Raw genomic sequence first — 25,880 nt, 5'->3', positions numbered from 1 at the left:
CACCCATTCCTTCTTAACGGACATACCAGCGCTGTGGTATTAAACACATTTTACTACTATTCGAGGCAATAATACCGCCAATAGTCGTGACACCACGATTACCCATATTTACACAATAATTTTTATTGTTAGTAGTATTACGATTTTCAGGAGGGGGAGGATCATCATCATTATTATTCTGATTCTCTTTGCCATCATCTACTACTGTAGTACCCTGAATACCAGCACCTTGTGAACAATCCGCACCTGGCGCACATTCCACATGACTATTTTCAGCTGTTAGAATAGATTGACTACATTGTCCAAAAGGCATACAGAACTGCGTTAAAAAGCTTTCTCCCTTTACCCCTGCTCCACAATCGCCAGATAAACCATCTTTACTTCCATCAAACGTTGAAACAAATAAACGATGATTTAGAACAATTGGTGTAAAAAATACTTTTGTTTGGCTACCGTTATAACGATAAAACCATCCACGTTTAGAGGAAAGTAAAGCTATTGCACCTGCATCATATGTATTCCAATTATTATTAGTAATTTCACCAAGCTGACTAGTACTAATTACAGTTGAATCTTGATATTCATAATTTGATTGATATAAATTTCTCGCTGCCACATCCCGATCATAGATATTGTATACAGCATCATAGTTGCCTAAAGTTTTAGATGCCAAAGGAGTGCTACGATCTCCACTACCAATTGAAATAACAGCAAATGTTACTCCATTATAATCATAAATAGAAAAAGCTGGCATTTCATAAAAACGAGGACCAGTCCCACCATTATGTAAATTCAATAATAATTTTGGCAGCTTGGCAAAGCTTGAATTTGTTGCAGCAGCATTATCCAAATCGATACGGAATAGTTGTCCACCTAAATCGCCAAAATAAAGATGATCTACTAAACCATCACCATTTCTGTCTTCTGTCCGGATTTCACTTACAACACTATATTGCAAGTTAGGAGAATACATTTTTTCCACACCTGATGATGCAGTTACACTATTAGTATTGGCACTTGCCCACCATAATAATTTACCATTATCCGCATCAAACATATATACGCCTGCGCCTTTGCTAATAGAGGGGTTATATGTCTCACTTTCATAACCTTCATCATAACCACCGCCTACGAACATTACGCGCTTCCGTTTCGTTTGTAATATTCCTTGACTATTCTTTTCTTTCCAATTCACCCATGCAATAGCAGGTTTTGACCAACTCCCTCCCATATATTGTAATTCTGGATAGCTAGTAGTTGTGGCGTTAGAATAAACTTTCTGATCTTTAGGAGAAATCTGAAACATTAGTTTTGGATTATTCATATCTTGCAAGTTTAGAGCATAATAACTACGCCCCCCCATACGCAAACCGCCATAAACCATCTGTTTACCTGTCTCAGACTGATAACCTGCTCCTACAGTTAATCCTTCTCGATTACTATCTAATACATATTCAGTATAACTAGTCCACGGTGCATCAATACCATAATAAAGGCTGTCGATCCCAGCATCTGTAACATCATTTTTGAGAAATGCAGCAGGTTGATTTTCAACCATTTCATTTGGCACGAAGGTAAATACCTCCTTTCCACCTTCACTGTCCGCATCATTTTTTCCAGCTTTTACTACATGTAATAAACCTTGTGTTGTCCCAAAAAGCACATAATCATCTCTATCAGTAGTATCAATTTTACCGTCAAGATAAGTAATTTTTCCGCTATTCGTAAGTAGTAATGGTGAAGAATGCATAACTGCACCAATCTGGCGAAGTTCTGTAGTCATTGCATTTAATGAAGTTAATGTAATATTAGCGGGGTTTTCAGCATCTATTTTAGTAATTGGATACCCCAACAACGCCATTAAATAACCTCTATAACTATCAGTTTGATAATCTCCAGCGAGTAAACTAGCACGGGAGATTTTTTTTAAATCACCACTACTATTATCAAATGTCTTTGTTGAACTGTTATAAAAACGATTAGTTACTAATTTACGTTGCGAATCTGAATTATCGCTATTCATTTTTAATAAAAGCTTTGACCAAGCTCCACCTTTTAAGGCAAATTTTTTACTTCCGATTGTACTATCATCAGCATTAATATTAGTACTAGTGACCACCTCTGACCAAAGATCATAATTAGCTCTAATAGTACCTGTACTTTCAATAATATTGGTTCCATCCCTATCTTTTAACACGCCATTAACAACATTATACTTTTTCAGGTTACCTGCCCAAAGTTGAAATTTCTTATCTGGTGTAGGCTGAAATTGGGGGAAATATGCTTCTTTTTGCAATACTGCCGGATTCAAACTATCTTTAGGAATTGTGGGTGAACCTGTTGTTACTGCCGGAATATCACTAGATAAGATTTTAATAAAGTTATTTACACTATTAACGACATCTTGTGAGCTAGAGCCAGAGTACCACCCTCCCTGTCCATAAATCCCCCACGCAGCAGCTTTCTTAACATCGCTATTGAATAAGGCAGATGTAATATCACTTATTCTAGTTTTATAATTCGCTGTATTAGTGCCAAAAAGCATCTTATTTAAGTTCAATAAGCGATTAGCTTCTACAGAAAGATCTGTTCCATCATATGAAGTCATATTATTATAATCATTACCAAAACCCACTACAGCAGTTCTAATCTTTAATCCCAGTGGATTCATTGGCGTATTTGAAACATTTCCTGCTGTAGTATTATTTAATAGTAGCTGTGAAAAATCACTAATACATTCCCAAGCACTCTGTGATGAATAACTAGCATTCGCAGCATTAAATAGTGTGCCTGAACAAGTTAAAGCACTACTATAACCACTAGTCAAAGCTGTTTTCATTAATTCTTTTGCAGTTGTCACACTAGAACCATTGGGTTCACCATCTGTCAACATATAAATACCTTGCGCACTACAAGATTTATTTGTATTAGTACCAGTATTATTTACCTGTGCTCGAATAGGCCCGGGCATCTCATATAAAGTTTTATCAATAATTTTAGTATTATCTGCTGAATAAGCAAAACCACTACCAGTTGAACTAACCGATTTATAATAATAGGTTGTTACTTTAGAACGGCCACTTCCTGTTTGCATATAATAATAAACCGTCCCATTAGACGGAGAAGACGTGGAATAGTTAGATATACTAGGTGTTGTTGTTAAAAGAGATTGACAATCATATTGGTTGGTAGAACCACTGCTACCACAGCCATACCATTTAACCGTTCCAGTTATTTTTCCCATCATGTAAGCAGCAACCTCAGCATAAGCATTAGCTGTAGGAGTACTACCCGTTCCTTTAAAATCTGCTACAGCCTTTAATAAAGCGTCACGTTGAGTAGCATAGGAAATACCCTTATAAATAACATTGGGTGTATTTAAAGGTTGAGCTGGTAAAATAATATAACCAGCTGAGCTATTATAAAAACTAGATAGACCGATTACCTTATCATCTGATAATTTAGTGACTGTATTGCTTCCTTGTAATAAGTCCACCATAGCATTTTGAACTCGCTGTAAACGAGTATAACTTGTACCATCATAACTATTGGAGTCCGTCATACTCCCTGACGTGTCAATCATAAGTGTCAGGGTAATATTACCAGCTGTCGCTGCCTGATAAATTTTAATATCGCTAGCCTGACTTACGCTACTCGCTACTAATCCAGTGCATAAAGCGGCTACTGCACTTGTTAGAAGCTTTGAATGATATAAAAGTTTTAAGCCTTTCTTATCCATTATTATTTCCCCAATTAATTAAAATCTTGTGCAATAGTGTATTCAGTGACGTTCGTAGTGAATGGAACATTTAAGCTGGTTAAGCACTCTGCTACTGACTTTAGAGGATTATCTAAGTCGGATTTATTAGTAACATCTGGTGCTGGCGTTCCATCTGGGAGTGTCACTTCACTCATGTGTTGTTGTAAACACTTGTTAATATCAACCCGATTAACACTACTTAAACTTGGCATTAATGACACAGCAAAGATCTTGACTCGTTTGGCTTCCTGAACTTGTCCTTCTTTTTCATCAAGGCCACGAGTTTGAGCATAAAATGGATCATCCTCCCCAATAGTCGAAAATTTAATCGCAACCTGAGTCATGACTGCTTTACGACCACTGGTAAACCAGTTCTTGGTTGTATCGACTGCATCACAATATCCATCTGTACCTAAAGCATTATTAGTAGGTGTACTATTTCCATCTACCCACTGCATTAAACTGGCACGCCCAATATTAAAAAAGTCGCGTTGATCTCCACGATAACAAAAGACTAATTCTTTATTTTTGTCATTTTCATTGCTGATATAACCAAAAAGACCTGTCGCACTTAAGCTCTGAATTAGGTTAGTTGGATTCTCTATCTGAAAAAAAGAAGCATCCGAATTTTGCAATATCAATTGTTGTACTTGACTATTTGTCGCTATATTTAGATTAATCAAACCTTTACGAATTGCTATTGTGCCAATAATCATAATTGCGACTAAAAAAATTAGTACCATAATTAATGCCGAGCCACTCTGCTTCAGTTTCATTCACCACGCTCCCCAATTACATTACGCAAGGCAATAGTTTGTGATATCACTTGACGTACATATTTCTTGGTCGAATTCTCAGGCTTTTTTACTGTGATAGTTTGATCTAATACTGAAAATTGCTGGTCATCTTTAATTGCTACTTCTGCACCTACAGGTTGCAATGAGCGGGTTAATAATCCAATTTGTACAGAAACAATACGTGGACGGGGAGCTGTCAAATTCAAATAATCATGTATTGAAATATAACGTCGTCCAGTTCCCCCTTGAACATTAAGTAAAACCCGAAGATAATCCACACGTTTCATTACGATTTCACCTGCATCCCCATAACGAGTTATAGCAGTTGGATTACCGGTTAATGAGTAATAACCAGCATCACAAGCAAGTGCCAAGGGTTGATTAGGCTCATCAATATTATTTTTGGCGTCTTTACGTAAAAAATAACGCTGAACAATAACTTGACGACCACTAGCAAGAGGAAAACTCAGATTATTTCCTTCACAATCTATACCACCTTTATATTCATCATCATTTTGAGTTGTTGTACCTTTGGTATCAACTATATATTGCGGTATATATTGAATAACGAGTTGGTCACTAGTGATATCACTTCCATTACTTTGGGCATTTGATGCTCCAGTCCAAGCATTACCACTACCAACACTATCCCCGTTACTTCTTGAAAGTAAATTAGTATTAGCAGTTACACCAACAATAGTTTTATAAAGATTGCTAAGTGGTTCATTAGCCGCATCTTTAGCTGAATTAATTGCGGAGGTTAAGACAATACCACCATAAGCAGTTTGGTCATTAATAACTGCTTTGGGATTATTTAAGTTGGCAAGACGAATATCTTGCGTTAAATAATTAAGACCAAAATTAGCATTATCCTGTATATCAGAAACACCTAGTTGCATAGATAAACTTTTTTGGCTTGTTAAAAATAATAGTATGGCCGCTGCACTAATTATAAGTCCCAGGGCTAAAGAAAGCATGAGTTCAATTAATGTAAAACCTTGATTTTTTATCATTTTAATAGGTCTCCATAATCACACAAGTTGAATTATCGCTATACGAAGTATCTTGAGTACAATCTCCCGGACTAGTGCCATTTGTTGCACTCGTATCGCCCCATGCAATATAAACACATTGACGATTATTAGTTTTTGGACAAGCAACCATATTCACAGTCATGCCTACAGAAGACGCACTTTTAACAACCTGTGCAACATCGAAATCTGCTAAATCTGTATCATTACAATTGTCCTGAAAGCAATTTTTAATAAAGTCTTTTTGCTTAGCAGGATCTTGAAGTTGCTGGTTATAAATAGATAAAGAATTACGATTAACTCTAATCCGTTCGGCTATATCCCGAGCGATCGTAATTGCTTGTACACGTGATGTGCTCTCTGCACTTGCTTCCAAAGCTCTATATTGCAAAGCAATAAATCCTAAAATCCCAATCGCCAAAATCAGTAAAGCAACTAGAATCTCAATCATCCCCATACCCTGTTGATACTTAATATTCTTCATGAACATGTTCCCATCATGGTTAACTGAATTACCCCCATTCTTGAAACACTAATAATTTTTGATTTATCACCACCTGCTTTATTACAAATTTCAAATGTAGTATCTCCGGTTGCATCTTTTACTAAACCAGACATCAAAAATATTAAAGAGGTATTAGATCCCGTCCTTAATTGAGCTTTCCCACTTGGCATCCAATTGATTTGATTATTAGTATCCGCAGTATAAGTAGAGTTTAATTGCACTTTTATTTGTCTACGCTCTAATACAGCTTTCATACGAGCTTGATCTATACTTGAAATTAGATCTTCCGTACTTTTATTCAAGTTTTGGTTAATCAACATATCCCCAAATAGTGGTGCAGCCATCATCGCGATAATAGCCATAACCGCAATCGTCACTACAAGCTCCACCAAGGTGAACCCTTCTTGCGGAAAAACTCCCCTCATCCCCAAAACCCCAAATAACTTAAAAATTTTTATTTATTGTTTAAATTTTACGTCTTATGTTTACAAAACAAATACAAAGCAGATAAAGGGTATAAAAAAACAGATAACTGTCATATCAACAATTATCTGTTTAACTTTTTTAAAATCAGTATGTTAAATAAATCACACTTTACGCTTGAGTCACATGAATGCGTAATTCTTTAGGGAGACTAAAGGTTATGTTCTCTTCACGCCCATCTAATTCTTTCGGTGCTTGAGCACCCCAATCTTGTAAACGTTGAATCACTTGCTTAATTAAAATTTCTGGTGCAGAGGCACCAGCGGTAACACCAATTTTACACGTCTCATTGAACCATGACTGCTCTAACTGATCAGCATTATCTACAAGGTAAGCGGCTTTACCCATACGCTCTGCAAGCTCACGTAATCGATTTGAATTTGATGAGTTAGGTGAACCTACAACTAAAACCACATCACACTTTTCAGCTAAATCACGCACAGCATCTTGTCTGTTTTGAGTTGCGTAGCAAATATCATCCTTACGCGGACCTTGGATCTGAGGAAATTTTGCACGCAAAGCATCAATAACTTTAGCTGTATCATCAATAGATAGCGTTGTTTGAGTTACAAATGCAAGTTTTTCAGGATGTCGAACGGTAAGTGCGGCAACATCTTCTTCATCTTCAACCAGATAAATATCACCGCCTTTTAATTTGTCATATTGCCCCATTGTGCCTTCGACTTCTGGGTGGCCTTCATGACCAATTAAAATAGCTTCAGTACCTTCACGCGCATATTTAGTCACTTCAATATGAACTTTAGTCACTAACGGACAAGTCGCATCGAAAACTTTTAAGCCTCGGCGTTCAGCTTCTTGTTGAACTGCTTTTGAAACACCGTGCGCACTAAAAATTACAATTGAATCATCTGGAACCTGATCTAACTCATCAACAAAAACGGCCCCTCTTTGACGTAGGTCGTCAACCACAAATTTATTGTGTACAACTTCATGACGTACATAAATAGGAGGATTAAAACATTCCAAAGCCCGATTGACGATTGCTATGGCTCGATCAACACCGGCACAAAAACCACGCGGATTAGCTAACACAATTTCCATAACAGCCTCAAAATTAATAAAACAGGGGAATTTCTCTTGAATATTTGCAATTAAAACTATTCAGTTTAAACGCACGGTACACTACAATAGCGAAGATATTTTATCATATCAGGAAAAATATCATGTCGGGTCTATTGTTTGTCGTTTCTGCTGCATCAGGAACAGGCAAAACATCTTTGGTGAAAGCCCTGCTTGACCGTGTAAGCAATTTACATGTTTCAGTCTCGCATACTACCCGAGGTCAACGTCCCGGTGAGTTAGATGGTGTTCACTATCACTTCACTACAAAAGATGAATTTCTAGACCAAGTCAACCATGATGGCTTTATCGAATACGCTGAAGTATTTGGTAACTACTATGGCACTTCTCAAGCTACGGTAAAGCAACAGTTAGCTCAAGGACACGATGTCTTACTTGAAATTGATTGGCAAGGTGCAGAACAAGTCCGCAAACTTTTCCCTGAATCCAAACAAATATTTATTTTACCTCCAACTCAATTTGATCTACGCCAGCGTTTATCTAATCGCGGCACTGACTCAGTTGAAGTCATTGAGCATCGTTTAAGCTGTGCCGTAGAAGATATGCAGCACTACACGAACTTTGATTACATCATTATCAATGATGATTTTAATAAAGCTTTACATGAGCTTGAAGCTGTGATTACAGCAAACCGTTTAGTGCTATCTCAGCAAGCAAAACGTCACCAAACTTTAATTCAAGACTTGATTACTCCTCAACCAAAACAGGAATAACTTGAGTCTAGATCGAAAGCCTTTTATACTATTTAGTCTGTTCAAATTTACCATTCCAGAACGAGAACTTTTATGGCACGCGTCACCGTTGAAGATTGTTTAGATCATGTAGACAACCGTTTTGAGCTTGTGCTCGTTGCAAGTAAACGTGCTCGTCAATTGGCACGTCAAGGCATGGAGCCAACTGTAGAATGGGATAACGACAAACCGACTGTAGTTTCTTTGCGCGAAATCGCGGCAGGGCACGTTACGAAAGAAATTCTTAAACAACGTGAGCAAGATTACCAAACTTCTAGTCTTGATCTTGCCCTTTCTACAAACAGCTTGAATTTAGAAGGTTTTTCTTTCTAATTCACCCTGTTTCATAAAAAAACCATCGTTTTTCTGCGATGGTTTTTTATTTGGCTTTGTCCCATATTTAAACATATTGAGAAAAGCAATTATTTTCATTGAAAAAAAAATACACTTTTTCAAATGAAAAAATTGACAAGTTCCGCAATATGCTTTTCATTAAGAAGCAGATAGATTTAGTTTTTCAGCAATAGGAAAAAGGGTGATTTATGCCAGGCGAAGAGGTCAGCCAAGCCAAGCAACAGCTCAAATTAATTATCGACCCTTACTTATCGGTAAGTGAAGTCGAAAAAGTGCTTGCTGCCTGCGATTTTGCCGATCTAGCACACACTGGCATTACGCGTAAAAGTGGCGAACCCTATATTCTGCATCCGATTGCTGTAAGCTGTATTCTTGCAAACATGCGTTTAGATGCTGAAACTTTAATGGCAGCACTTTTACATGATGTTATTGAAGATACTCAATATACAAAAGAAGATATTATTGAGAAGTTTGGCCTAACAGTTGCAGAGCTAGTCGATGGTGTAACCAAACTTAGCCAATCAAGCGATAAAGAATATAACAAGGCAGCTTCATTCCGAAAAATTCTGCAAGCAACCTTACAAGATCCACGTGTCATCATTATTAAATTAGCAGATCGCTATCATAATATGACAACTCTAGGTGCTTTACGTCCAGATAAACGTGCCCGCATTGCTCAAGAGACCTTTGATATATTTGTACCGATGGCAAGATTAGTCGGCATGAATGAAATGGGCGATAATCTAGAGAATCTCTGCTATCAAAACCTTGACCTTGATATGTTTGATAACGTTCAGAATGCTCTGCTACAGACAAAGCCAGAACGCTGTAAATATCAAAGTATTTGGGAACAAAACCTCGCTGAACTTCTGCATAATTATCATATTCAAGGCCGTATTAAAAAGAAAAATAACAATATCGAATTATTACGCCATTTCGTTAAAAACGAAATGGATCTCCAAGAGCTTACCCATAGTCATGCTTTTGAAATTGTTCTACAAAGCATTGCCGACTGTGACCGCTTAGAAGAAGCATTAAGAGAAAACTTTCAGGTTATCCAGTACCAAGACCACATTCGTCGACCATTACCCGGCGGTAATCAGTCTTTATTGATTAAACTTAAAGGCGAAAAAACAACACTATCTCTTACCATTCAAACCGAGCTCATGCGTAAAGCTGCCCGTTTTGGGGTAGTTTTAGGTGAAAATGCGCCGCAAACTTGCCGCTCTGCCATTCAGGCTTCAATGCAGAACTTAAATACATTGATTGACGGCGAATGTGCTAAAACAACTTTTAATGATTTGCTGGATTATCTACACCAAGAAAAAATCTGGGTATATACACCACACGGTCAACTGCATGAGCTACCGCAAGGCGCTACCGTAGTTGATTTTGCTTATTCAGCAAGCTTATTTTTAGGTAACCATGCGGTTGGTGCAAAAGTCGATGGAGAGATTAAACCACTCTCTACCCCATTAGTTAGTGGTCAGGTTATCGAGATTATTACGGATGTTTTAGCGACACCAAACCCAGACTGGCTAAGCTTTATTAATACGCAAAAAGCACGTCGTGCATTACAGCATGTACTAAAAGATCAAGATATCGAAGAACAACGTCTAGTTGGTGCACAAGCCCTTTCTCGTGCACTGAAACTTTTTAATCGTTCAATCAATGATCTTTCTGAAGCTGACTGGCTAGATCTATTGCAATGGCGCCATATCGATAATAAAAATACATTGTTTGAACAAATTGCGGTTGGCGATTTACTACCTCAACTTGTAGCAAACCACCTGTTTGCTCATGATAAACATCCACAAGTAGAAAACTCAGATCGACTTATTCAAAGCACTGAAGGAGTTGACGTTAAATATGCACATTGTTGCAATCCAATTTTAGGCGATCCAATTCAAGGACATTTAACACGTCGAGGGTTAATTGTGCATCGAATTCGCTGTCATAATTTACTACATGAGCAACATTTACATCCTGAAAATATTATGCCGCTTCAATGGAAAGCAGATGATGTAGATGATGTACGTTTTACAGCCTACCTCGCTATTTATATGGCAATGAATGATGAACAAGTATCAGACCTGATCTACCAATGTCGTAAAAATAACGCTGGGGTAGAGATGGTTCACTCAAATGAGCAAAGAACTTTTGTGAATATTGTAGTGAATAACCGTAAACATATTGCAAAAGTCATTCGTGATTTACGCATGCACTATGGTTTCCCACGGATTGAACGTTTAGACGCTCCTGCTCCGCAAATGGAAATTTCAAAAGTAAGCTAAATCTTTATAGAGACTATTGGTTATAAATTTTTGTTTCCTTAACAAAATCAAACTTTCCAAATTCACTTAATCAATTAAATCGATGATACTTTTGTCCAAAGCTATCATCGATTATGATGGAAATAGATTTAATCAAGGAGAACCAAATGTCCCGCCAAGTCATTCATACTGAAAATGCCCCTGCTGCTATCGGCACCTATTCTCAAGCTATTTTAGTAGATAATACGCTATATCTTTCAGGGCAAATTGGTTTAGACCCATACAGTATGGAACTTGTAGAAGGTATTGAAGCTCAAATTCGCCGTGTATTTGATAATTTAAAAGCAGTTTGTGAAGCTGCTGGTGGTTCACTTGCAGATATTGCTAAGCTCAATATTTTTTTAACAGATCTATCAAATTTCCAACTCGTAAACCAAATTATGGGTGAATATTTTGCTCAGCCCTACCCTGCACGTGCAGCGCTTGGTGTAGCAAGCTTACCAAAAGGTGCATTAGTAGAAATGGACGGAATTGTAATTATTAATCAATAAGATATAAATTTTTAAACCATCCAACTTTAAAATATTTAATTTTTAAAATACGAACCACCTTTGTATAAAAATCTAAATTCTTTTTAGATTTCCGCTTAGGTGGTATTTTTTTATCCAAAATCCCAATAATGATAAATGAGATTTTAAATGAATTTCATTGACAAACGATAATAATTATCAATAATATCAATTATCGCATTTATATTTGGGGATCACTCCCATGTACGTTTGCTTGTGTCGTGGCATTACCGATCAGGATATTAAAGACGCTATTGAAAATGGCGCTGAGAGCTATCGTGAAATTCGCGACTTGCTTGATCTTGGTACATGCTGTGGACGCTGTGCACCAGAAGCCCGCGCTATCATTAGCGAAGAATTAGCAGAAATCGCTGCTCGCATTTCTGTAGCTGCATAATAAAAATTAATATTTAACAAAATTTATTGACTCCTCCACCGCTTTTTGCGGAACCTTTATAGTTCCTCATTCAAGCGGTTTTTTTTGACATAAAAACATCCTTTCTAATACTGTGTTGTTTTTGATTGCGATTTTCATTTGCTGTTCCATAAATTACTCGCCATCTCCGTGATTGTTCACTAAAATGGATTTATAGATTGCCTTAATTAAGTTTGAGGCAGAAATTGTTTTGGAGTAGCTACAATGAAAGGCAATCGTGATGTCATTAATCAGCTCAATCAAGTGCTGTATCATCATTTAACTGCAATTAATCAATACTTTTTACATTCGCGTATGTTTAATGACTGGGGAATTGAGCAGCTTGGATCTGCTGAATATAAAGAATCAATTCGTCAAATGAAACATGCCGATAAAATCATTGAACGTATTTTATTTTTAGAAGGACTACCTAACCTTCAACATTTAGGTAAGCTTTATATTGGTCAACACACAGAAGAAGTTCTGCACTGTGACATTCGTAAAGTAAAAGAAAATATAGAAGCAATTCAAAAAGCGGTTGCTTTAGCTGAAACAGAGCAAGACTATGTCACTCGTGACCTTGTTCAAGAAATTCTAGAAAAAGAAGAAGAATACTGGGACTGGATAGATACTCAAATTGATCTTATTGGCAATGTTGGTATTGAAAATTATATCCAGAGCCAAATGTAATTTCTCATAAAAAAAATCCCCTTATACTTAAGGGGATTTTTTATTACTTCTCTTTTAGTAATTCCGATAACGTTATTTTTTGCTTATAAAGATGTTGCAAAATTAATATCTGCTGCTGTGCTTGCTCCACTTTTCCATTGTAAGCGAGTAGTTTTGCGTATTTACGTAAGTTGTATGGAGTTGCTTTGTTCTTTACTAAATTTCCCCATTCTACTAAATCATTCTCAGATAAGGTAGTTCTAGGATTAAGTTCAATCCAACGTAAACGCTGCTCAAACTGTGTTAAAACAAAAATTTTATCACTTCCCATAAATTCAGCATTTGGACGTTTATTATTAAAAAGCAAATTACTATTCAGAACATAGACATTGTAATCACGTAGAATTGCAATAATAAGCAGCAAGCCTACAACCCATGTTAAACGAAAAAGATGTTTACTGAGGACAATTCCTTTAAGCACAGGAGTCTGAGCTTGCACTATACCAAGCAGGAATCCACAGGTAAGCAAGAAATAAGCGTAGCGCTGTGGAAACTCAAACATAGCATGAATAAGCACTGCGCATACCATCATAATCGCTATAATTGAGATAGTATTTTTAGCCTGTTGATTTAACCAAAGAAACCAAAAAACAAAGTAAGTAATGATTACAGCGCCTAATGGGATACCATTCCAGATGATGATATCCAGTAGCACATTATGAGCACTATTAAACCATACATGTACTGTCCCATATTGAATACTATCAACTACAGCAACGCTAGTTTGACTCCATCCATACCCTAACCATGGCTGCTTAGCTATAGCGTGTAATATTTGTATCCACATCCCTATACGCTCATGCCCCGACCCCGCACGCGCAACAAACGAACTTGTTTCAGTAATTTCTGTATTTGTAGAGAATTCAATAAATTGAGTGATATAAGGTAAGATTAGTCCCGCAATTAGAAAAAAAGCTAAGCACCACAAGAAGCCTTGACTAAATCCAAATCTTTTTTGCTTTTTAAATTGCTTAACCACCCAGTAGATGAATAGGAATGGAAAAACGATCCATGAAGTTCGAGACTGACTCAATGCAATGGTAAATAAAATAATCAATGCTGAAGGCAATAATAACCACAATGTTACTTTATTCTTTTCATATAAATACAAACATCCTAACAACCCGATAATTAAGAATGTTGCCATGTTGTTGGGTTGACCAAAATTTCCGTAAGGACGGTTACCAATTAAATGAAGTATATAAATTAAATGCGATTCAATATTCAGCCACTGGAAAATTGCTATAAGACTAGTTAATAGCGATGTAATAATTACTAATAAGCTAAAACCTGAAAAAATTTGATCTCTCTTTTTTTGATCTAAAGATAGGTTGTAGCCAGCCAAGACCATAAACCAAAAACCTAATAAGTAAAATGTACTTAATAAAGCCGTACTTAAATCAAAAACTAAACCAAAGCCCCACTGGACAATAGGAATTAAAGTAAATGGCAGCAACAATAGTTGTGCTCTAGGAATTTTAATATTTTGTTGAATTAGAGCCGCCAATACACATAACCCGGCCCCAAAAGTACTGACTTCACTTGAGAACATCACCCAAGGGCTATAATGAAATGGAGACAACCATGCAAAACTCAACAGGATTGCAGCGAGGAATAGGAAGAATACTTGCATAGTAAAAGGTTAAAGGCCAAAACTTGGGAGAATTATACATGGAAGAGGATGATAAGAATTAAGTCCTATTTATATTCCCTCATCCTATGTCTTACTTTTACTTCCAAGGTCTTAGATCAACAATTTTAACAACCTGAGCAGAGCTCTTATTCATCAACACAACCATATCTATAGCATTCGCTTTTAAAGGAACCCAAGCATCAGCTGATGGATATTTTTTTAGAATTTCTTTTACTTGCTGTTTAGAATTAAATTTTTCAAGCTCATTTAAGTTTTGAACTCTATGCTGTATAAGAGGCTTAATTTGTACTAAATCTACATAAAGTTCTGGCCGTTGAGCAGAAGAAATACCACTAAATATTTCATCAAACATACTTTTATTGCGCTCTTCCTTATTTTTTGGCACTTCAACAGCGGCAAAGCTGGGCTTAAACCAAGAAGGATAACGGAATTGTGGCCGAACTGTTTGAAGATTGGTATTAGTAATTTCATTATTACGTACAAGCTCAAAACGATCAACATTATAGATCACCCAAGCAGGTCGACCTTGAACAATGCTATATAAACCATATCCTAAAGCTAAAATTTGAATTAGGATGATTACTGTTAAATCAAATTTAAGTGTTTTCTTTTCTTCTTTATATACAAAGAAGCTTAAGGCAGGGCCTAATATAACATCTATAGCTATTATCATTATAAAGAGGTGAATAGCTCCTACAGCTTTGGCTAAAGGTTCTGGATACCAAACAAGAAAAAAACAAATGAGAATAATTAAAGCTACTATCATCGAAATAGATAAGTGGCTTAGAAAGAACTTAAAGCGCTTAGACATCTTAATACTCTTAACTATTCTGTACTTAATAAAAAAGACCGAAAAAACGGTCTTTTTTATTCATCTAAAAATTAACGGCAAGCAGCTGGAGCAAATTTTGCTTCTAATGTACCAGTACTTAAACCAGTCTCTAGTTTTGCATCTGTAGCAGCACTATGTGTAGCAGATGAACAACCCCAATCAATTGCTCCAGTCTCACCAGATGCTAATGCGGCATCTAATGCTACGCCAGCTTCACCAGCTTTCTTAGAACGAACATAAGGTTTAAGGTATAACTTGTTTGCTGCTGCACCAATACCAACGGCTGGCGCATTATAAACAACTTCAATTTCGCCTGTCTTTTCATTAATCTGTACAGAGTTAACATATTTAGAGTTTGCACCACTGCCTTCAGCTTGTCCATTCCAAGTAGTAGCTACCGACTTTAAATCGTTTACTGAAGCAGCGTCTGATGCAATCATTTGTTTTGCACTATCCGCTAAATTTAATCCCTCAGAAATACGTGTACGTACGGTATAATCTGAATAAGCAGGAATCGCAATTGCAGCCAAAATACCAATAATGGCAACTACGATCATGAGTTCAATTAAAGTAAAACCTTTTTGTGCATTCATAGCCTTTTCCCCAAAGATTGTATGTATGTTTTTATATAAGCTTTTTCAGCTATTAACTATATTGCAGCATCCATGCCAACTTTTATTTTAATTAAAAAACAAATACTTATGCTAGAATTAAATATTCTTAAATATTAAACAGGTGTAAGTAATTGACAAAAAATGTCATATAAATTTTTATGAAAACAATTCACACATTAAAAAAAATAAATTACACAATTCAAATTTTATGTTTATTTATGTGAAAAAAATCTCTTTAAAAATAAATAAGTAGGTGACATTTTTTGTCAATCACCTTTAAAAGTAAAATTATGAAATTAGCTAATACTGGAATGTTACAAGGCTAGTTAATTAAGAATAATCGGAGCATTCCCCAATTCATTGGATTGATCAGGCATGTTTTCGTCATAAAACCGTGACATCACCTCTCCAATTTGCTGCACACCCATCACGACAGCTTGTTGGTATTGCTTTTGCTTCAGCTTTTGTACTATTACTTCACAAATCTGTTGCCAGACTTGATCGTTAGTCGCATTTCGAATTCCACGATCAAATATAATTTCTACTGTTCGCTCACATAAATTTAGGTATAACAATACACCACTATTTAATGCAGTATCCCAAACACCTAATTCTGCAAATAATTGCTGTGCTCTTAAACGCGTATTTTGTCTGTAGGCTTGTGATACTGGAATATGGCCTTCAATTACAACCTGTATTTCTCCAACATGGCCATGTTCTGCTTGTTGTACAGCATCTGCAATAGCTTGCTTATCTTGTTTTGAAAAATAACGACTACTAGCAGGTAAATAGCATAGATGTTTAAACCAACGTTTTATGCTTGGCTCTACAGATTCCTCAATTTTTGGTTGAGTAATAATTTGTGTTGTTTCTGATGTTGTTACCATGAGCCTGAAGCACCTCCACCGCCAAAACGACCTCCGCCACCACCATAGCCTCCGCCACCTCCGCCGAAGCCTCCTCCGCGTCCACCACCGCCAGAACCACTTAAAATGGCTTGTAAAATAAGTTGGGCAATTGATGTAATGAGTAAAAAGAAAATACCAAAACCAAGTAGTAAGCTAGTCACTAGACCTGCGCCATTTACAAATCCTGCTACCGCAGCAGCCACACCTGCTGTAGATGCACTAAGCGGACGACCAACAATAAACGAACCCACAATTCCAGCAACAAGGATAAATAAAGCCATTGTCAGCGTTGTTTGCTTAGCTTGCTGTTCTTCTGCAGCTTGATGCTGACGTTCTTTTAAATCTTGGGCAGCTTGCTGTGCTACTTCCGGGTCAAGATTTAAAATTCTTCCGATTTCATCAAGACCTGCACTCAAACCTTGGGCATATTGGGCTTGTTTAAAATAAGGTGTAATTTGGTTTCGAATAATCCGACTTGCCACAATATCCGGCAATACTCCTTCTAAGCCATAACCGGTTAGTATTTGTATACGGCGGTCATTTACCGCAACCGCAATAAGTAACCCATTATCTCGTTTACTTGAACCGAGTTGCCATTTTTCACCTACTCGTAAAGCGTAATCAAAAATATCTTCTTGGCCAGTGGTAGGAACAATCACAATGCCTATTTGCGCCTTACCCTGCTGGTATAAATTTAAAATTTTCTGATTAAGTTGCTGCTTCTCAGCTTCGCTTAAGATATTGGCTTGATCAATAACAGGCTGGTTTAAAGTTGGCAAACCACGAATTGATTCCCCATCAGCCATATCATTAGTAACTTGGACTTGAGGAGCAGGACTTGAAGCAGCTTGCCCCTCTAGTTTAGTTGCAGCAGTTTGAGTTTGTTGCTTTTGAATAATTTTGCCAGCAACTATTGCATCAGCCTCATCGGTAGCAGTTGCAATATTAGTTTCACTCCATGCCGTATTCTGAAAAAGAACACCACAACAGAGCAAAATTAAGGTCGAAATAAAGACCTTAATTTGCTTTGCTTGAAGCAATAGAGTATTTCTCATACGGCACTCCTTTGATTTATAAAATTAATCAAAAGAAACTTTTGGAGCCTGTTGTGCAGATGCTTCTGCAGAGAAATTGGCTTTTGGATGCATACCAATTACTTTTGCTGTTACTGCCTGCGGGAACTGACGCACATATGAGTTATAGTCTTGTACTGTTGTAATATAACGATTACGTGCAACAGCAATCCGGTTTTCAGTACCTTCAAGCTGAACTTGTAATTCTTGGAATTGAGTATTGGCTTTCAAATCTGGGTAATTTTCCGAAACAGCAATGAGTCGAGATAACGCCCCTGTTAACTGACTTTGAGCCTGTTGATATTTTTCAAGTAAAGCTGGGTCTTCTAAAACTTCTTTATCAACTTTTAAACCTGCTACATTAGAACGTGCCTGTGTTACTTCGGTTAATACTTGCTCTTCATGCTTAGCATAGCCTTTAACGACGTTTACAAGATTTGGTACCAAATCTGATCGACGTTGATATTGGTTCTGTACTTCAGACCACGCTGCTGTTACAGCCTCATCTTTTACTTGTAGAGTGTTATAGCCACACCCCGAAAACAGTAAGGTACTGGCAAGTGTTGTTGCGATCGCAAATTGTTTCAACGTTTTCATCGTCACATTATCCTCAAGTTTTTCTTTATATTTTTAACCTCTTTACCTGATTGTATGATGAATTAGGCATTATTGTGTTGCTTTTATTTTATTGATTTTAAAAAACCGGACTTTTAAATCCGGTTATCTATTAGCTCAATCGCTGATCTTTTTCTTGTTCAAAACTTGCCATTTGATATTCTTCTGCCAAAGAGCTTTTCCAATAATTAACCATCCTGCCATAATCTTTTTGACTCGGATGAAAGTCTTTTTTGTAATATGCGAAGTATTCAGGCATTAACTGAACAAGCATCTTCATCAGCAAATATAATCCAAATAAATTACCCCCAATTTTAGGTAAGCTATTCCATTTATCTTGCCAAAATAAACGAGTTGTCCCATAAAAAGCGAGACTCGCAAATCCAGTAGTGACGCTACGCATGAGTAAGCGACGGATACGATCATCACCATATACATGTTGATAAACATCAAATGCAACCGAACGGTGTTCAATTTCTTCAATCGCATGCCATACCCAAAGTTTTAGCGCATCTTCATCTAGGGTTTTTAATAACTCTGGATGTTGTAAAACATATCCCCCAAGTAAAGCAGTGAAATGTTCAAATGCACAGGTGAGTGCCAATTGCAGCTTAGGTGGAATTGTTCTTAAATATTTATCGCGCTCATTTAGCCAATTTTGAAAACTGTCCAGATTATAATCATCCCTTCGCCAAGCTTCATTAAACTCGCCATGTGCTTTGGAATGCATGGCCTCTTGTCCAATAAACGCCGCAATTTGTGCTTGTAGCTGAGGATCTGAGACTTTGTCACGTACATTACGTACGCTATTTACAAAAAATTGCTCACCCACCGGAAACGTTGATGAGAGTGCAGTTAAAAAATGCGACATGAGGGGTGAATTTGCAAAATAGTGCCGCTTGATCGCCTTTGGATTAAATTCAAGACGACGCACTGTAATACCCAACGCTTTTCGACGATTTAAATATGATTTTTCTGCCGTCATACCTGCGATGTTCATATTCAACACCTACTGTATTGAAGAAGGAAGTTTCAAGTATGTCGCGAGCTTAAAAAGCTAAAAAGGGCAAAAAAGCTTATTATATTTGCCAAAAACATCAAAGTGACTAATGGTAGACAATAAAAAAGCCTACTTGAAGTAGGCTTTTTTGAGTGTTTTAACAAATATCTTTATTAAACACCAAGATAATCCAAAATACCTTCGGCAGCTTGACGGCCTTCCCAGATCGCAGTAACGACAAGGTCTGAGCCACGTACCATATCACCACCAGCAAAGATTTTCGGGTTTGAGGTCTGGAATTTGAATTCTTGCTTTTCAGCTGCGACAACACGGCCTGAACCATCAAGATTAATATTCACATTACCAAACCAGTCTGCTGGGCTTGGGCGGAAACCAAAAGCAAGTAAAACTGCATCAGCTGGTAATACTTCTTCAGAACCAGGGATTGGCTCAGGGCTACGACGGCCACGACTATCTGGTTCACCCATTTGTGTCGTTACCACTTTTACGCCTGTCACTTTGCCATTTTCCCCAACGATTTCGACTGGTTGACGATTGAATAGGAATTTCACACCCTCTTCATAGGCATTTTTTACTTCACGTGCAGAACCCGGCATATTGCTTTCATCACGACGGTATGCACAAGTTACATCGTGAGCACCTTGACGTAAAGAAGTACGGTTACAGTCCATAGCGGTATCACCACCACCTAGAACAATCACTTTTTTACCATCTAGGCTAATGTATTCACTTGGATCTTTTTCCCAACCTTGGCAACGGTTCACGTTAGAGATTAAGAAATCAAGTGCATCATAAACACCATCAAGATCTTCACCCGGGAAACCACCTTTCATGTAGGTGTAAGTTCCCATACCCATGAATACAGCATCATATTCTGCAAGTAATTCATCAATCGTGATGTCTTTACCAATTTCAGTATTCAAACGGAATTCGATGCCCATACCCGTGAAGATTTCACGACGGCGTTTCATTACGTCCTTTTCCATTTTAAATTCTGGAATACCGAATGTAAGTAAGCCACCAATTTCAGGACGCTTATCAAATACAACTGGTTTAACACCACCGCGAGCTAGAATATCCGCACAGCCTAAACCAGCAGGACCAGCACCAATAATTGCAACTTTTTTGTCAGTCCATTTTACGCCTGACATATCTGGACGCCAACCTAAAGCAAAAGCTGTGTCATTGATATATTTCTCAGCATTACCAATGGTTACTGCACCAAAACCATCATTTAAGGTACAAGCACCTTCACACAAACGGTCTTGTGGGCATACGCGACCACATACCTCAGGTAGTGTGTTGGTTTGATGACAAAGCTCAGCAGCTTGGAAAATTTGGCCTTCAGCGATCAGTTTTAACCAATTTGGAATGTAGTTATGTACAGGACATTTCCATTCACAATATGGGTTACCACAGCCTAAACAACGGTGAGTCTGATTAGTGACAGTTTCCGATGTAAAAGGCTTATAAATTTCCACAAATTCTGCTTTGCGGACAGTAATATCTTTTTTCTCTGGATCTTGGCGTGGTACATCCAGAAATTGAAAGTCATTATTTAGGCGTTCTGCCATGTCTCTCTCCGTGGGTAGGCGCGGATTTCCTTGTTGCCCGCACCTGCCTATGTCTTTGCAGTCGTGGAATTATTGTGGGTCAGCTTGTGTTGTTTTCAAAAGCGTTTGCAAGTTAGCAGCTTTTGGTTTCACAAGCCAGAATTTACGGCTGTAGAAATCGAACTCATTGCGGATTTTATAAGCCCAAGCACTACCAGTTTCTTTGATATGCTCATCGATAATACGCAACAAGAACTCTTTATGATCTTCCATAGATTCTGTTGAAATACGATTTAAATCGATCAATTCGTGGTTGTAGTAATCTACGAAGTCATTATCGAGGTCAAGTACATAAGCAAAACCACCAGTCATGCCCGCACCAAAGTTATGGCCTACTTTACCAAGTACAGTCACAACACCACCTGTCATATATTCACAGCAGTGATCACCCGCACCTTCGATTACAGCAAATGCGCCAGAGTTACGAACTGCAAAACGCTCACCCGCTGTACCTGCTGCAAAAAGCTTACCGCCAGTTGCACCATACAAACAGGTATTACCAATAATTGCTGTGTTTTGTGTTTGGAAAGGTGAACCTTGTGGTGGGAAAATCGAAATACGACCACCCGCCATACCTTTACCTACATAGTCGTTTGCATCACCTTCAAGACGGATGTGTAAACCACCAGCATTCCAAACACCAAGCGACTGACCAGCTGTACCAGTTAAGTTCATTACAACTGGATGAGCTTCCATACCCAAGTTGCCGTAGCGACGAGCAATTTCACCCGAAACACGAGCACCGATTGAGCGGTCACAGTTCACGACGTTGAAGTTGAACTGACCACCAGCGCTTGACTCAATTGCAGGAAGCATTTCAGCGACCATTCTCTCAGCCAATACACCTTTATCAAATGGTGCATTACCTTCTACTTGACAGTATTGTGCTTTACCTTCAGCAGAAGGATGAGAAGTTAACAGAGCACTTAAATCAAGGTGAGCATGTTTTTCAGTTTCGCCCGGTAATACTTCAAGCAAATCAACACGACCAATTAAGTCTTTCAATGAAGCAACACCTAATGCAGCCAACCATTCACGAGTTTCTTCCGCAATAAAGTGGAAGAAGTTGATGAGCATTTCTGGCTCGCCAATGTAGTGCTCTTGACGTAAATGATCTTGTTGAGTTGCAACGCCGGTTGCACAGTTATTTAAGTGACAAATACGGAGGTATTTACAACCTAGAGCGATCATTGGTGTTGAACCAAAGCCGAAACTTTCAGCACCTAAAATTGCTGCCTTGATTACATCAAGACCTGTTTTTAAACCACCATCAGTTTGTACACGTACTTTTCCACGCAAGTCGTTTACACGAAGTGCTTGATGCGCCTCACTCAAACCTAATTCCCATGGAGAACCCGCATGGTGAATTGAAGAAAGTGGAGATGCTGCGGTACCGCCGTCATAACCTGAAATGGTAATGAAGTCTGCATAAGCTTTTGCAACACCAGCAGCAATCGTACCTACACCTGGCTCAGATACCAATTTCACCGATACCATTGCTTTCGGGTTAACTTGTTTCAAGTCAAAAATTAACTGAGACAAATCTTCAATTGAGTAAATGTCGTGGTGTGGAGGAGGTGAAATTAGCGTTACACCCGGTACAGAGTAACGTAAACGTGCAATTAAGCCATTTACTTTACCACCCGGTAACTGACCACCCTCACCTGGTTTTGCACCTTGAGCAACCTTAATTTGCAATACTTCAGCAGAAGTTAGGTATGCAGGAGTTACACCAAAACGACCAGATGCGATCTGTTTGATTTTCGAGTTACGAATTGTGCCGTAACGAACAGGATCTTCACCGCCTTCACCAGAGTTAGAACGACCACCAATCGTGTTCATCGCGATTGCGATTGCTTCGTGTGCTTCTGGGGAAAGAGCGCCTAAAGACATACCTGCCGAGTCAAAACGAGGTAAGATATCTTCAACAGATTCAACTTGCTCAACTGGAATTGAGTTCGTTGTTTTTAACTTAAATAAGTCACGAATAGTCGCTACTGGACGGTTATTCACCAGCTCAGCATATTCTTTAAAGTCTTCGTATTTACCAGAGCGAACGGCTTTGTGTAATGCGTTAATCACATCTGGGTTAAACGCATGGTACTCTTTATCAAATACGAATTTAAGTAAACCACCCTGATCAATTGGCTTACGATTTGACCAAGCTGTCGCTGCTAATTTTTTCTGGTCTTTTTCAAGGTCAGCAAATGTTGCACCCTGAATACGGCTTGGAACACCTAAGAAGCACTGATCTACCACTTCTGATGATAAACCTACTGCTTCAAAAAGCTGACCGCCACGATAAGAAGCAACTGTAGAGATACCCATTTTTGAAAGAACTTTTAATAAGCCTTTCTCAATACCTTTACGGAAGTTTGCTTGCGCATGAATTGGGTCACCTAAAAGCTCACCTTTAGCTATCAAGTCATTAATTACGTCATATGCAAGGTATGGGTAAACAGCCGTTGCACCGAAACCAAGTAATACTGCAAATTGATGCGGATCACGTGCAAAACCAGTTTCAACCATGATGTTTGCATCAGTACGCAGGCCAGTTTTGATGAGGTAATGATGTACCGCACCTGTTGCAAGTGCTGCGTTTGCTGGCAGTAAACCTTGACGGATATTTTTATCTGTTAAAACAATTAAAGTTTTGCCATCACGAACCGCTTGCGCCGCTTCTTCACAGATACGCGTGATCGCAGCTTGCAACCCTTCTTCTTCGGCATAGTTTAAATTGATATCAACTGCTTCATAACCCGGACGCTCAATGCTACGGATTTGCTGCATTTTTGAATTTGACAATACAGGGCTAGAGATGATGATACGGTCAGCATGCTCAGGGCCTTGCTCAAATACATTCTGCTCACGACCCAAACAGGTTTCAAGCGACATTACAATTGACTCACGTAGCGGGTCAATTGGCGGGTTCGTAACTTGAGCGAACTGTTGACGGAAGTAATCTGTTACGTGGCGTACTTGACGAGACAATACAGCCATTGGCGTATCATCACCCATAGAACCAACAGCTTCTTGTCCACTTTCAGCGATTGGACGTAACAACTGGTCGCGTTCTTCAAATGTCACCATAAACATTTTTTGAGCCGCTTTTAAAGCGTCGCCAGTTAAGCCTTTATCGACTAATTGCTCTTCAAGTTCTGGGTTTGCATTTAAACGGATCGCATGATCACGCAACCACTCACGGTACGGACGCATGTTTTTCAAATGTGTACTAACATCTTTAGTATCAAGTACTTTGCCTGTTAAGGTATCAACTACCAAAATTTGGCCAGGACCTACACGACCTTTAGAAACTACGTCTTCAGGCTCATAACCCCAAACACCGATTTCAGATGCCAAAGTAATGTAATCATTTTTAGTAATTACCCAACGCGCAGGACGCAAGCCGTTACGGTCAAGCATACAGATTGCATGACGACCATCTTGAATAACAAGACCTGCTGGGCCATCCCAAGCTTCCATATGTTTAGAGTTGAACTCATAGAATGCGCGTAAGTCTGCATCTAAAGTTTCTACGTTTTGCCAAGCTGGTGGTACGAGCATACGTAAGGCACGGAATAAATCCATACCACCACCAACTAAGATCTCAAGCATGTTATCTAAGCTTGAAGAGTCCGAACCCGTACGGTTAACGATTGGGTTAAGCTCAGTAAGACCTGGTAATAATGGGTTTTCAAATTTAGGAGTACGCGCCAACGCCCAGTTACGGTTTGCTGTAATTGTGTTGATTTCACCATTATGAGCAAGGTAACGGAATGGTTGAGCCAACGGCCAACGCGGTAATGTATTAGTAGAGAAGCGTTGGTGGAAGACCACGATATGTGATTTTAAGCGCTCATCTGCTAAGTCTGTATAGAACTCAGCAATTGCAGCCGGCATCATCAAGCCTTTATAGCTGATTACTGTCGAACAAAGCGTAGTCACATAGAATGACGGATCATTTTGTAATTGTTGTTCTGCACGACGACGTGCCAAGAATAATTTACGGTTAAATTCAACTTCAGTTACGCCCATTGGACAGTTCACAATGACCTGTTCAAAAGCTGGTAAAGATTGAAGCGCAATTTCACCTAATGCATCGTTATTTGTAGGGACAACACGCCAAGCCAGTACACGTAGGCCATCTGACTCGATTTCTTTCGTTAAAATATTTTTAGAATGTTGCGCTAATGCCGGATCAGTATTTAAAAATACAGTACCCACAGCAAAAATTTCACTCAGTGTAATATCACTCAGTTTTTTTGCTTCATCACGGAAAAATTGCTTTGGCATCGCCAATAATAAGCCGCAACCATCTCCCGTCTTGCCATCTGCGGCAATACCACCACGGTGCGTCATGCAACTTAAACTGTGAATCGCGGTTTCAACTAGATGATGACTTGATTCACCCTTCATATGGGCAATCAGTCCAAAACCACAGTTATCCTTAAACTCATCAGGTTGATATAAACCTTGAGCGGGAGCTACAGTATTAGGCGATGGCATGTGCATAGCGTACCCTTCTTTCAATAAGGCTCTTTCGAGCGTCAAACAAACAACTTCTTTTTGCGATAGTGCCTACGGACGACAGTTAGCTCAATGTTTCACAAAAAAAATTTTTGGGCTGATAAGCCAATATACGCTGTTCCATTTTTACGTACACTGGTTTTTGCTAGAAAAATGTTTTGACTTATTTCGCACTCTTTTAAAGCAGTTCGACCCCTCGACCCTGCATAGAATTTACTCTTTCAAGCGCTAAAATAGTTTACAGCACATTAATAAGCACAAGAATAAAGCAAAAA

The 25,880-nt window shown here is 38.3% G+C and carries 22 protein-coding genes and 1 pseudogene; 7 read left to right on the top strand and 16 right to left on the bottom strand.

Features of this window, described 5'->3' with window-relative positions; translation table 11 throughout:
* Nucleotides 1-13: 13 nt before the first annotated feature.
* The 6 genes from KIP84_RS01740 to ispH all read right to left on the bottom strand — a co-directional run bounded on the left by KIP84_RS01740 (nt 14) and on the right by ispH (nt 7,638).
* Complete coding sequence (locus KIP84_RS01740) at nt 14-3,739, bottom strand: PilC/PilY family type IV pilus protein (protein ID WP_213689210.1); 3,726 nt, start codon at nt 3,737-3,739, stop codon at nt 14-16.
* Nucleotides 3,740-3,753: 14 nt separating this feature from the next.
* Nucleotides 3,754-4,536 carry a pilus assembly PilX N-terminal domain-containing protein gene (locus KIP84_RS01735; RefSeq protein ID WP_069124535.1) on the bottom strand — a complete coding sequence of 261 codons (783 nt, stop codon included), beginning with the start codon at nt 4,534-4,536 and terminating at the stop codon, nt 3,754-3,756.
* Entirely contained in the window at nt 4,533-5,570 is a 1,038-nt protein-coding gene (locus KIP84_RS01730) for a PilW family protein (RefSeq protein ID WP_213689209.1), read from the bottom strand. Before KIP84_RS01730 ends, KIP84_RS01735 begins: the two co-directional genes overlap by 4 nt.
* Nucleotide 5,571: 1 nt before the next feature.
* On the bottom strand, nt 5,572-6,072 hold the full coding sequence (pilV, locus tag KIP84_RS01725; RefSeq protein ID WP_199113508.1) for a type IV pilus modification protein PilV: 501 nt from the start codon (nt 6,070-6,072) through the stop codon (nt 5,572-5,574).
* Nucleotides 6,069-6,518 (bottom strand): GspH/FimT family pseudopilin, encoded by a 450-nt coding sequence (locus KIP84_RS01720; RefSeq protein ID WP_068563940.1) that lies wholly within the window; start codon nt 6,516-6,518, stop codon nt 6,069-6,071. The genes pilV and KIP84_RS01720 overlap by 4 nt, the downstream gene beginning before the upstream one ends.
* 169 nt (nt 6,519-6,687) lie before the next feature.
* Nucleotides 6,688-7,638 carry a 4-hydroxy-3-methylbut-2-enyl diphosphate reductase gene (gene ispH / locus KIP84_RS01715; protein WP_069124532.1) on the bottom strand — a complete coding sequence of 317 codons (951 nt, stop codon included), beginning with the start codon at nt 7,636-7,638 and terminating at the stop codon, nt 6,688-6,690.
* 122 nt (nt 7,639-7,760) lie between these two features.
* On the opposite strand from ispH, the gene gmk reads away from it, so the two are divergent.
* From gmk to KIP84_RS01690, 5 genes and pseudogenes are all read left to right on the top strand, one after another.
* Entirely contained in the window at nt 7,761-8,390 is a 630-nt protein-coding gene (gene gmk, locus KIP84_RS01710; RefSeq protein ID WP_002116973.1) for a guanylate kinase, read from the top strand.
* A 72-nt stretch (nt 8,391-8,462) separates the two neighbouring features.
* Complete coding sequence (gene rpoZ, locus KIP84_RS01705) at nt 8,463-8,741, top strand: DNA-directed RNA polymerase subunit omega (protein ID WP_002116990.1); 279 nt, start codon at nt 8,463-8,465, stop codon at nt 8,739-8,741.
* Between the two features lie 38 nt (nt 8,742-8,779).
* Nucleotides 8,780-8,935, top strand: a pseudogene (locus KIP84_RS01700) (hypothetical protein).
* A 15-nt stretch (nt 8,936-8,950) separates the two neighbouring features.
* Nucleotides 8,951-11,056: an HD domain-containing protein gene (locus tag KIP84_RS01695; protein WP_002116807.1), complete on the top strand. Its 2,106-nt coding sequence runs from the start codon at nt 8,951-8,953 to the stop codon at nt 11,054-11,056.
* Between the two features lie 146 nt (nt 11,057-11,202).
* Nucleotides 11,203-11,586: a RidA family protein gene (locus KIP84_RS01690; protein ID WP_002116996.1), complete on the top strand. Its 384-nt coding sequence runs from the start codon at nt 11,203-11,205 to the stop codon at nt 11,584-11,586.
* Here the strand turns inward: KIP84_RS01690 and KIP84_RS01685 are convergent.
* On the bottom strand, nt 11,576-11,704 hold the full coding sequence (locus tag KIP84_RS01685; protein WP_014207817.1) for a hypothetical protein: 129 nt from the start codon (nt 11,702-11,704) through the stop codon (nt 11,576-11,578). The genes KIP84_RS01690 and KIP84_RS01685 overlap by 11 nt on opposite strands.
* A gap of 102 nt (nt 11,705-11,806) precedes the next feature.
* On the opposite strand from KIP84_RS01685, the gene KIP84_RS01680 reads away from it, so the two are divergent.
* Both KIP84_RS01680 and bfr read left to right on the top strand, forming a co-directional pair.
* The gene (locus KIP84_RS01680) at nt 11,807-12,001 is read left to right on the top strand and encodes a bacterioferritin-associated ferredoxin (RefSeq protein ID WP_000289091.1); all 195 of its coding nucleotides are present in this window, start codon (nt 11,807-11,809) and stop codon (nt 11,999-12,001) included.
* Between the two features lie 243 nt (nt 12,002-12,244).
* A complete protein-coding gene (gene bfr, locus KIP84_RS01675) occupies nt 12,245-12,709 on the top strand; it encodes a bacterioferritin (protein ID WP_213689208.1) in 465 nt (154 codons plus the stop codon).
* Nucleotides 12,710-12,752: 43 nt separating this feature from the next.
* On the opposite strand, the gene KIP84_RS01670 is transcribed toward bfr, so the two are convergent.
* From KIP84_RS01670 to gltB, 9 genes are all read right to left on the bottom strand, one after another.
* Nucleotides 12,753-14,381: an O-antigen ligase family protein gene (locus KIP84_RS01670; RefSeq protein ID WP_213689207.1), complete on the bottom strand. Its 1,629-nt coding sequence runs from the start codon at nt 14,379-14,381 to the stop codon at nt 12,753-12,755.
* Nucleotides 14,382-14,478: 97 nt separating this feature from the next.
* Complete coding sequence (gene tfpZ / locus KIP84_RS01665) at nt 14,479-15,213, bottom strand: TfpX/TfpZ family type IV pilin accessory protein (RefSeq protein WP_068563944.1); 735 nt, start codon at nt 15,211-15,213, stop codon at nt 14,479-14,481.
* Between the two features lie 71 nt (nt 15,214-15,284).
* Entirely contained in the window at nt 15,285-15,827 is a 543-nt protein-coding gene (locus KIP84_RS01660; protein WP_068563946.1) for a prepilin-type N-terminal cleavage/methylation domain-containing protein, read from the bottom strand.
* 347 nt (nt 15,828-16,174) lie between these two features.
* Nucleotides 16,175-16,735, bottom strand: a complete 561-nt coding sequence (locus KIP84_RS01655; protein WP_068563948.1) for a TPM domain-containing protein — start codon at nt 16,733-16,735, stop codon at nt 16,175-16,177.
* Nucleotides 16,729-17,811 carry a TPM domain-containing protein gene (locus KIP84_RS01650; protein WP_213689206.1) on the bottom strand — a complete coding sequence of 361 codons (1,083 nt, stop codon included), beginning with the start codon at nt 17,809-17,811 and terminating at the stop codon, nt 16,729-16,731. Before KIP84_RS01650 ends, KIP84_RS01655 begins: the two co-directional genes overlap by 7 nt.
* 24 nt (nt 17,812-17,835) lie before the next feature.
* Entirely contained in the window at nt 17,836-18,426 is a 591-nt protein-coding gene (locus tag KIP84_RS01645; RefSeq protein ID WP_002117090.1) for a LemA family protein, read from the bottom strand.
* 130 nt (nt 18,427-18,556) lie between these two features.
* Nucleotides 18,557-19,444 carry a metal-dependent hydrolase gene (locus tag KIP84_RS01640; RefSeq protein ID WP_014207824.1) on the bottom strand — a complete coding sequence of 296 codons (888 nt, stop codon included), beginning with the start codon at nt 19,442-19,444 and terminating at the stop codon, nt 18,557-18,559.
* A 173-nt stretch (nt 19,445-19,617) separates the two neighbouring features.
* Nucleotides 19,618-21,039 carry an FAD-dependent oxidoreductase gene (locus tag KIP84_RS01635; protein WP_002117101.1) on the bottom strand — a complete coding sequence of 474 codons (1,422 nt, stop codon included), beginning with the start codon at nt 21,037-21,039 and terminating at the stop codon, nt 19,618-19,620.
* Between the two features lie 69 nt (nt 21,040-21,108).
* The gene (gene gltB, locus KIP84_RS01630) at nt 21,109-25,584 is read right to left on the bottom strand and encodes a glutamate synthase large subunit (RefSeq protein WP_213689808.1); all 4,476 of its coding nucleotides are present in this window, start codon (nt 25,582-25,584) and stop codon (nt 21,109-21,111) included.
* Between the last annotated feature and the right edge of the window lie 296 nt (nt 25,585-25,880).

The sequence above is a fragment of the Acinetobacter sp. BHS4 genome (assembly GCF_018454425.1).
Classification (GTDB): domain Bacteria; phylum Pseudomonadota; class Gammaproteobacteria; order Pseudomonadales; family Moraxellaceae; genus Acinetobacter; species Acinetobacter pittii.
Note: the sequence above shows the minus strand (reverse complement) of the source record. Positions and strands in the feature narration are given on the sequence as shown.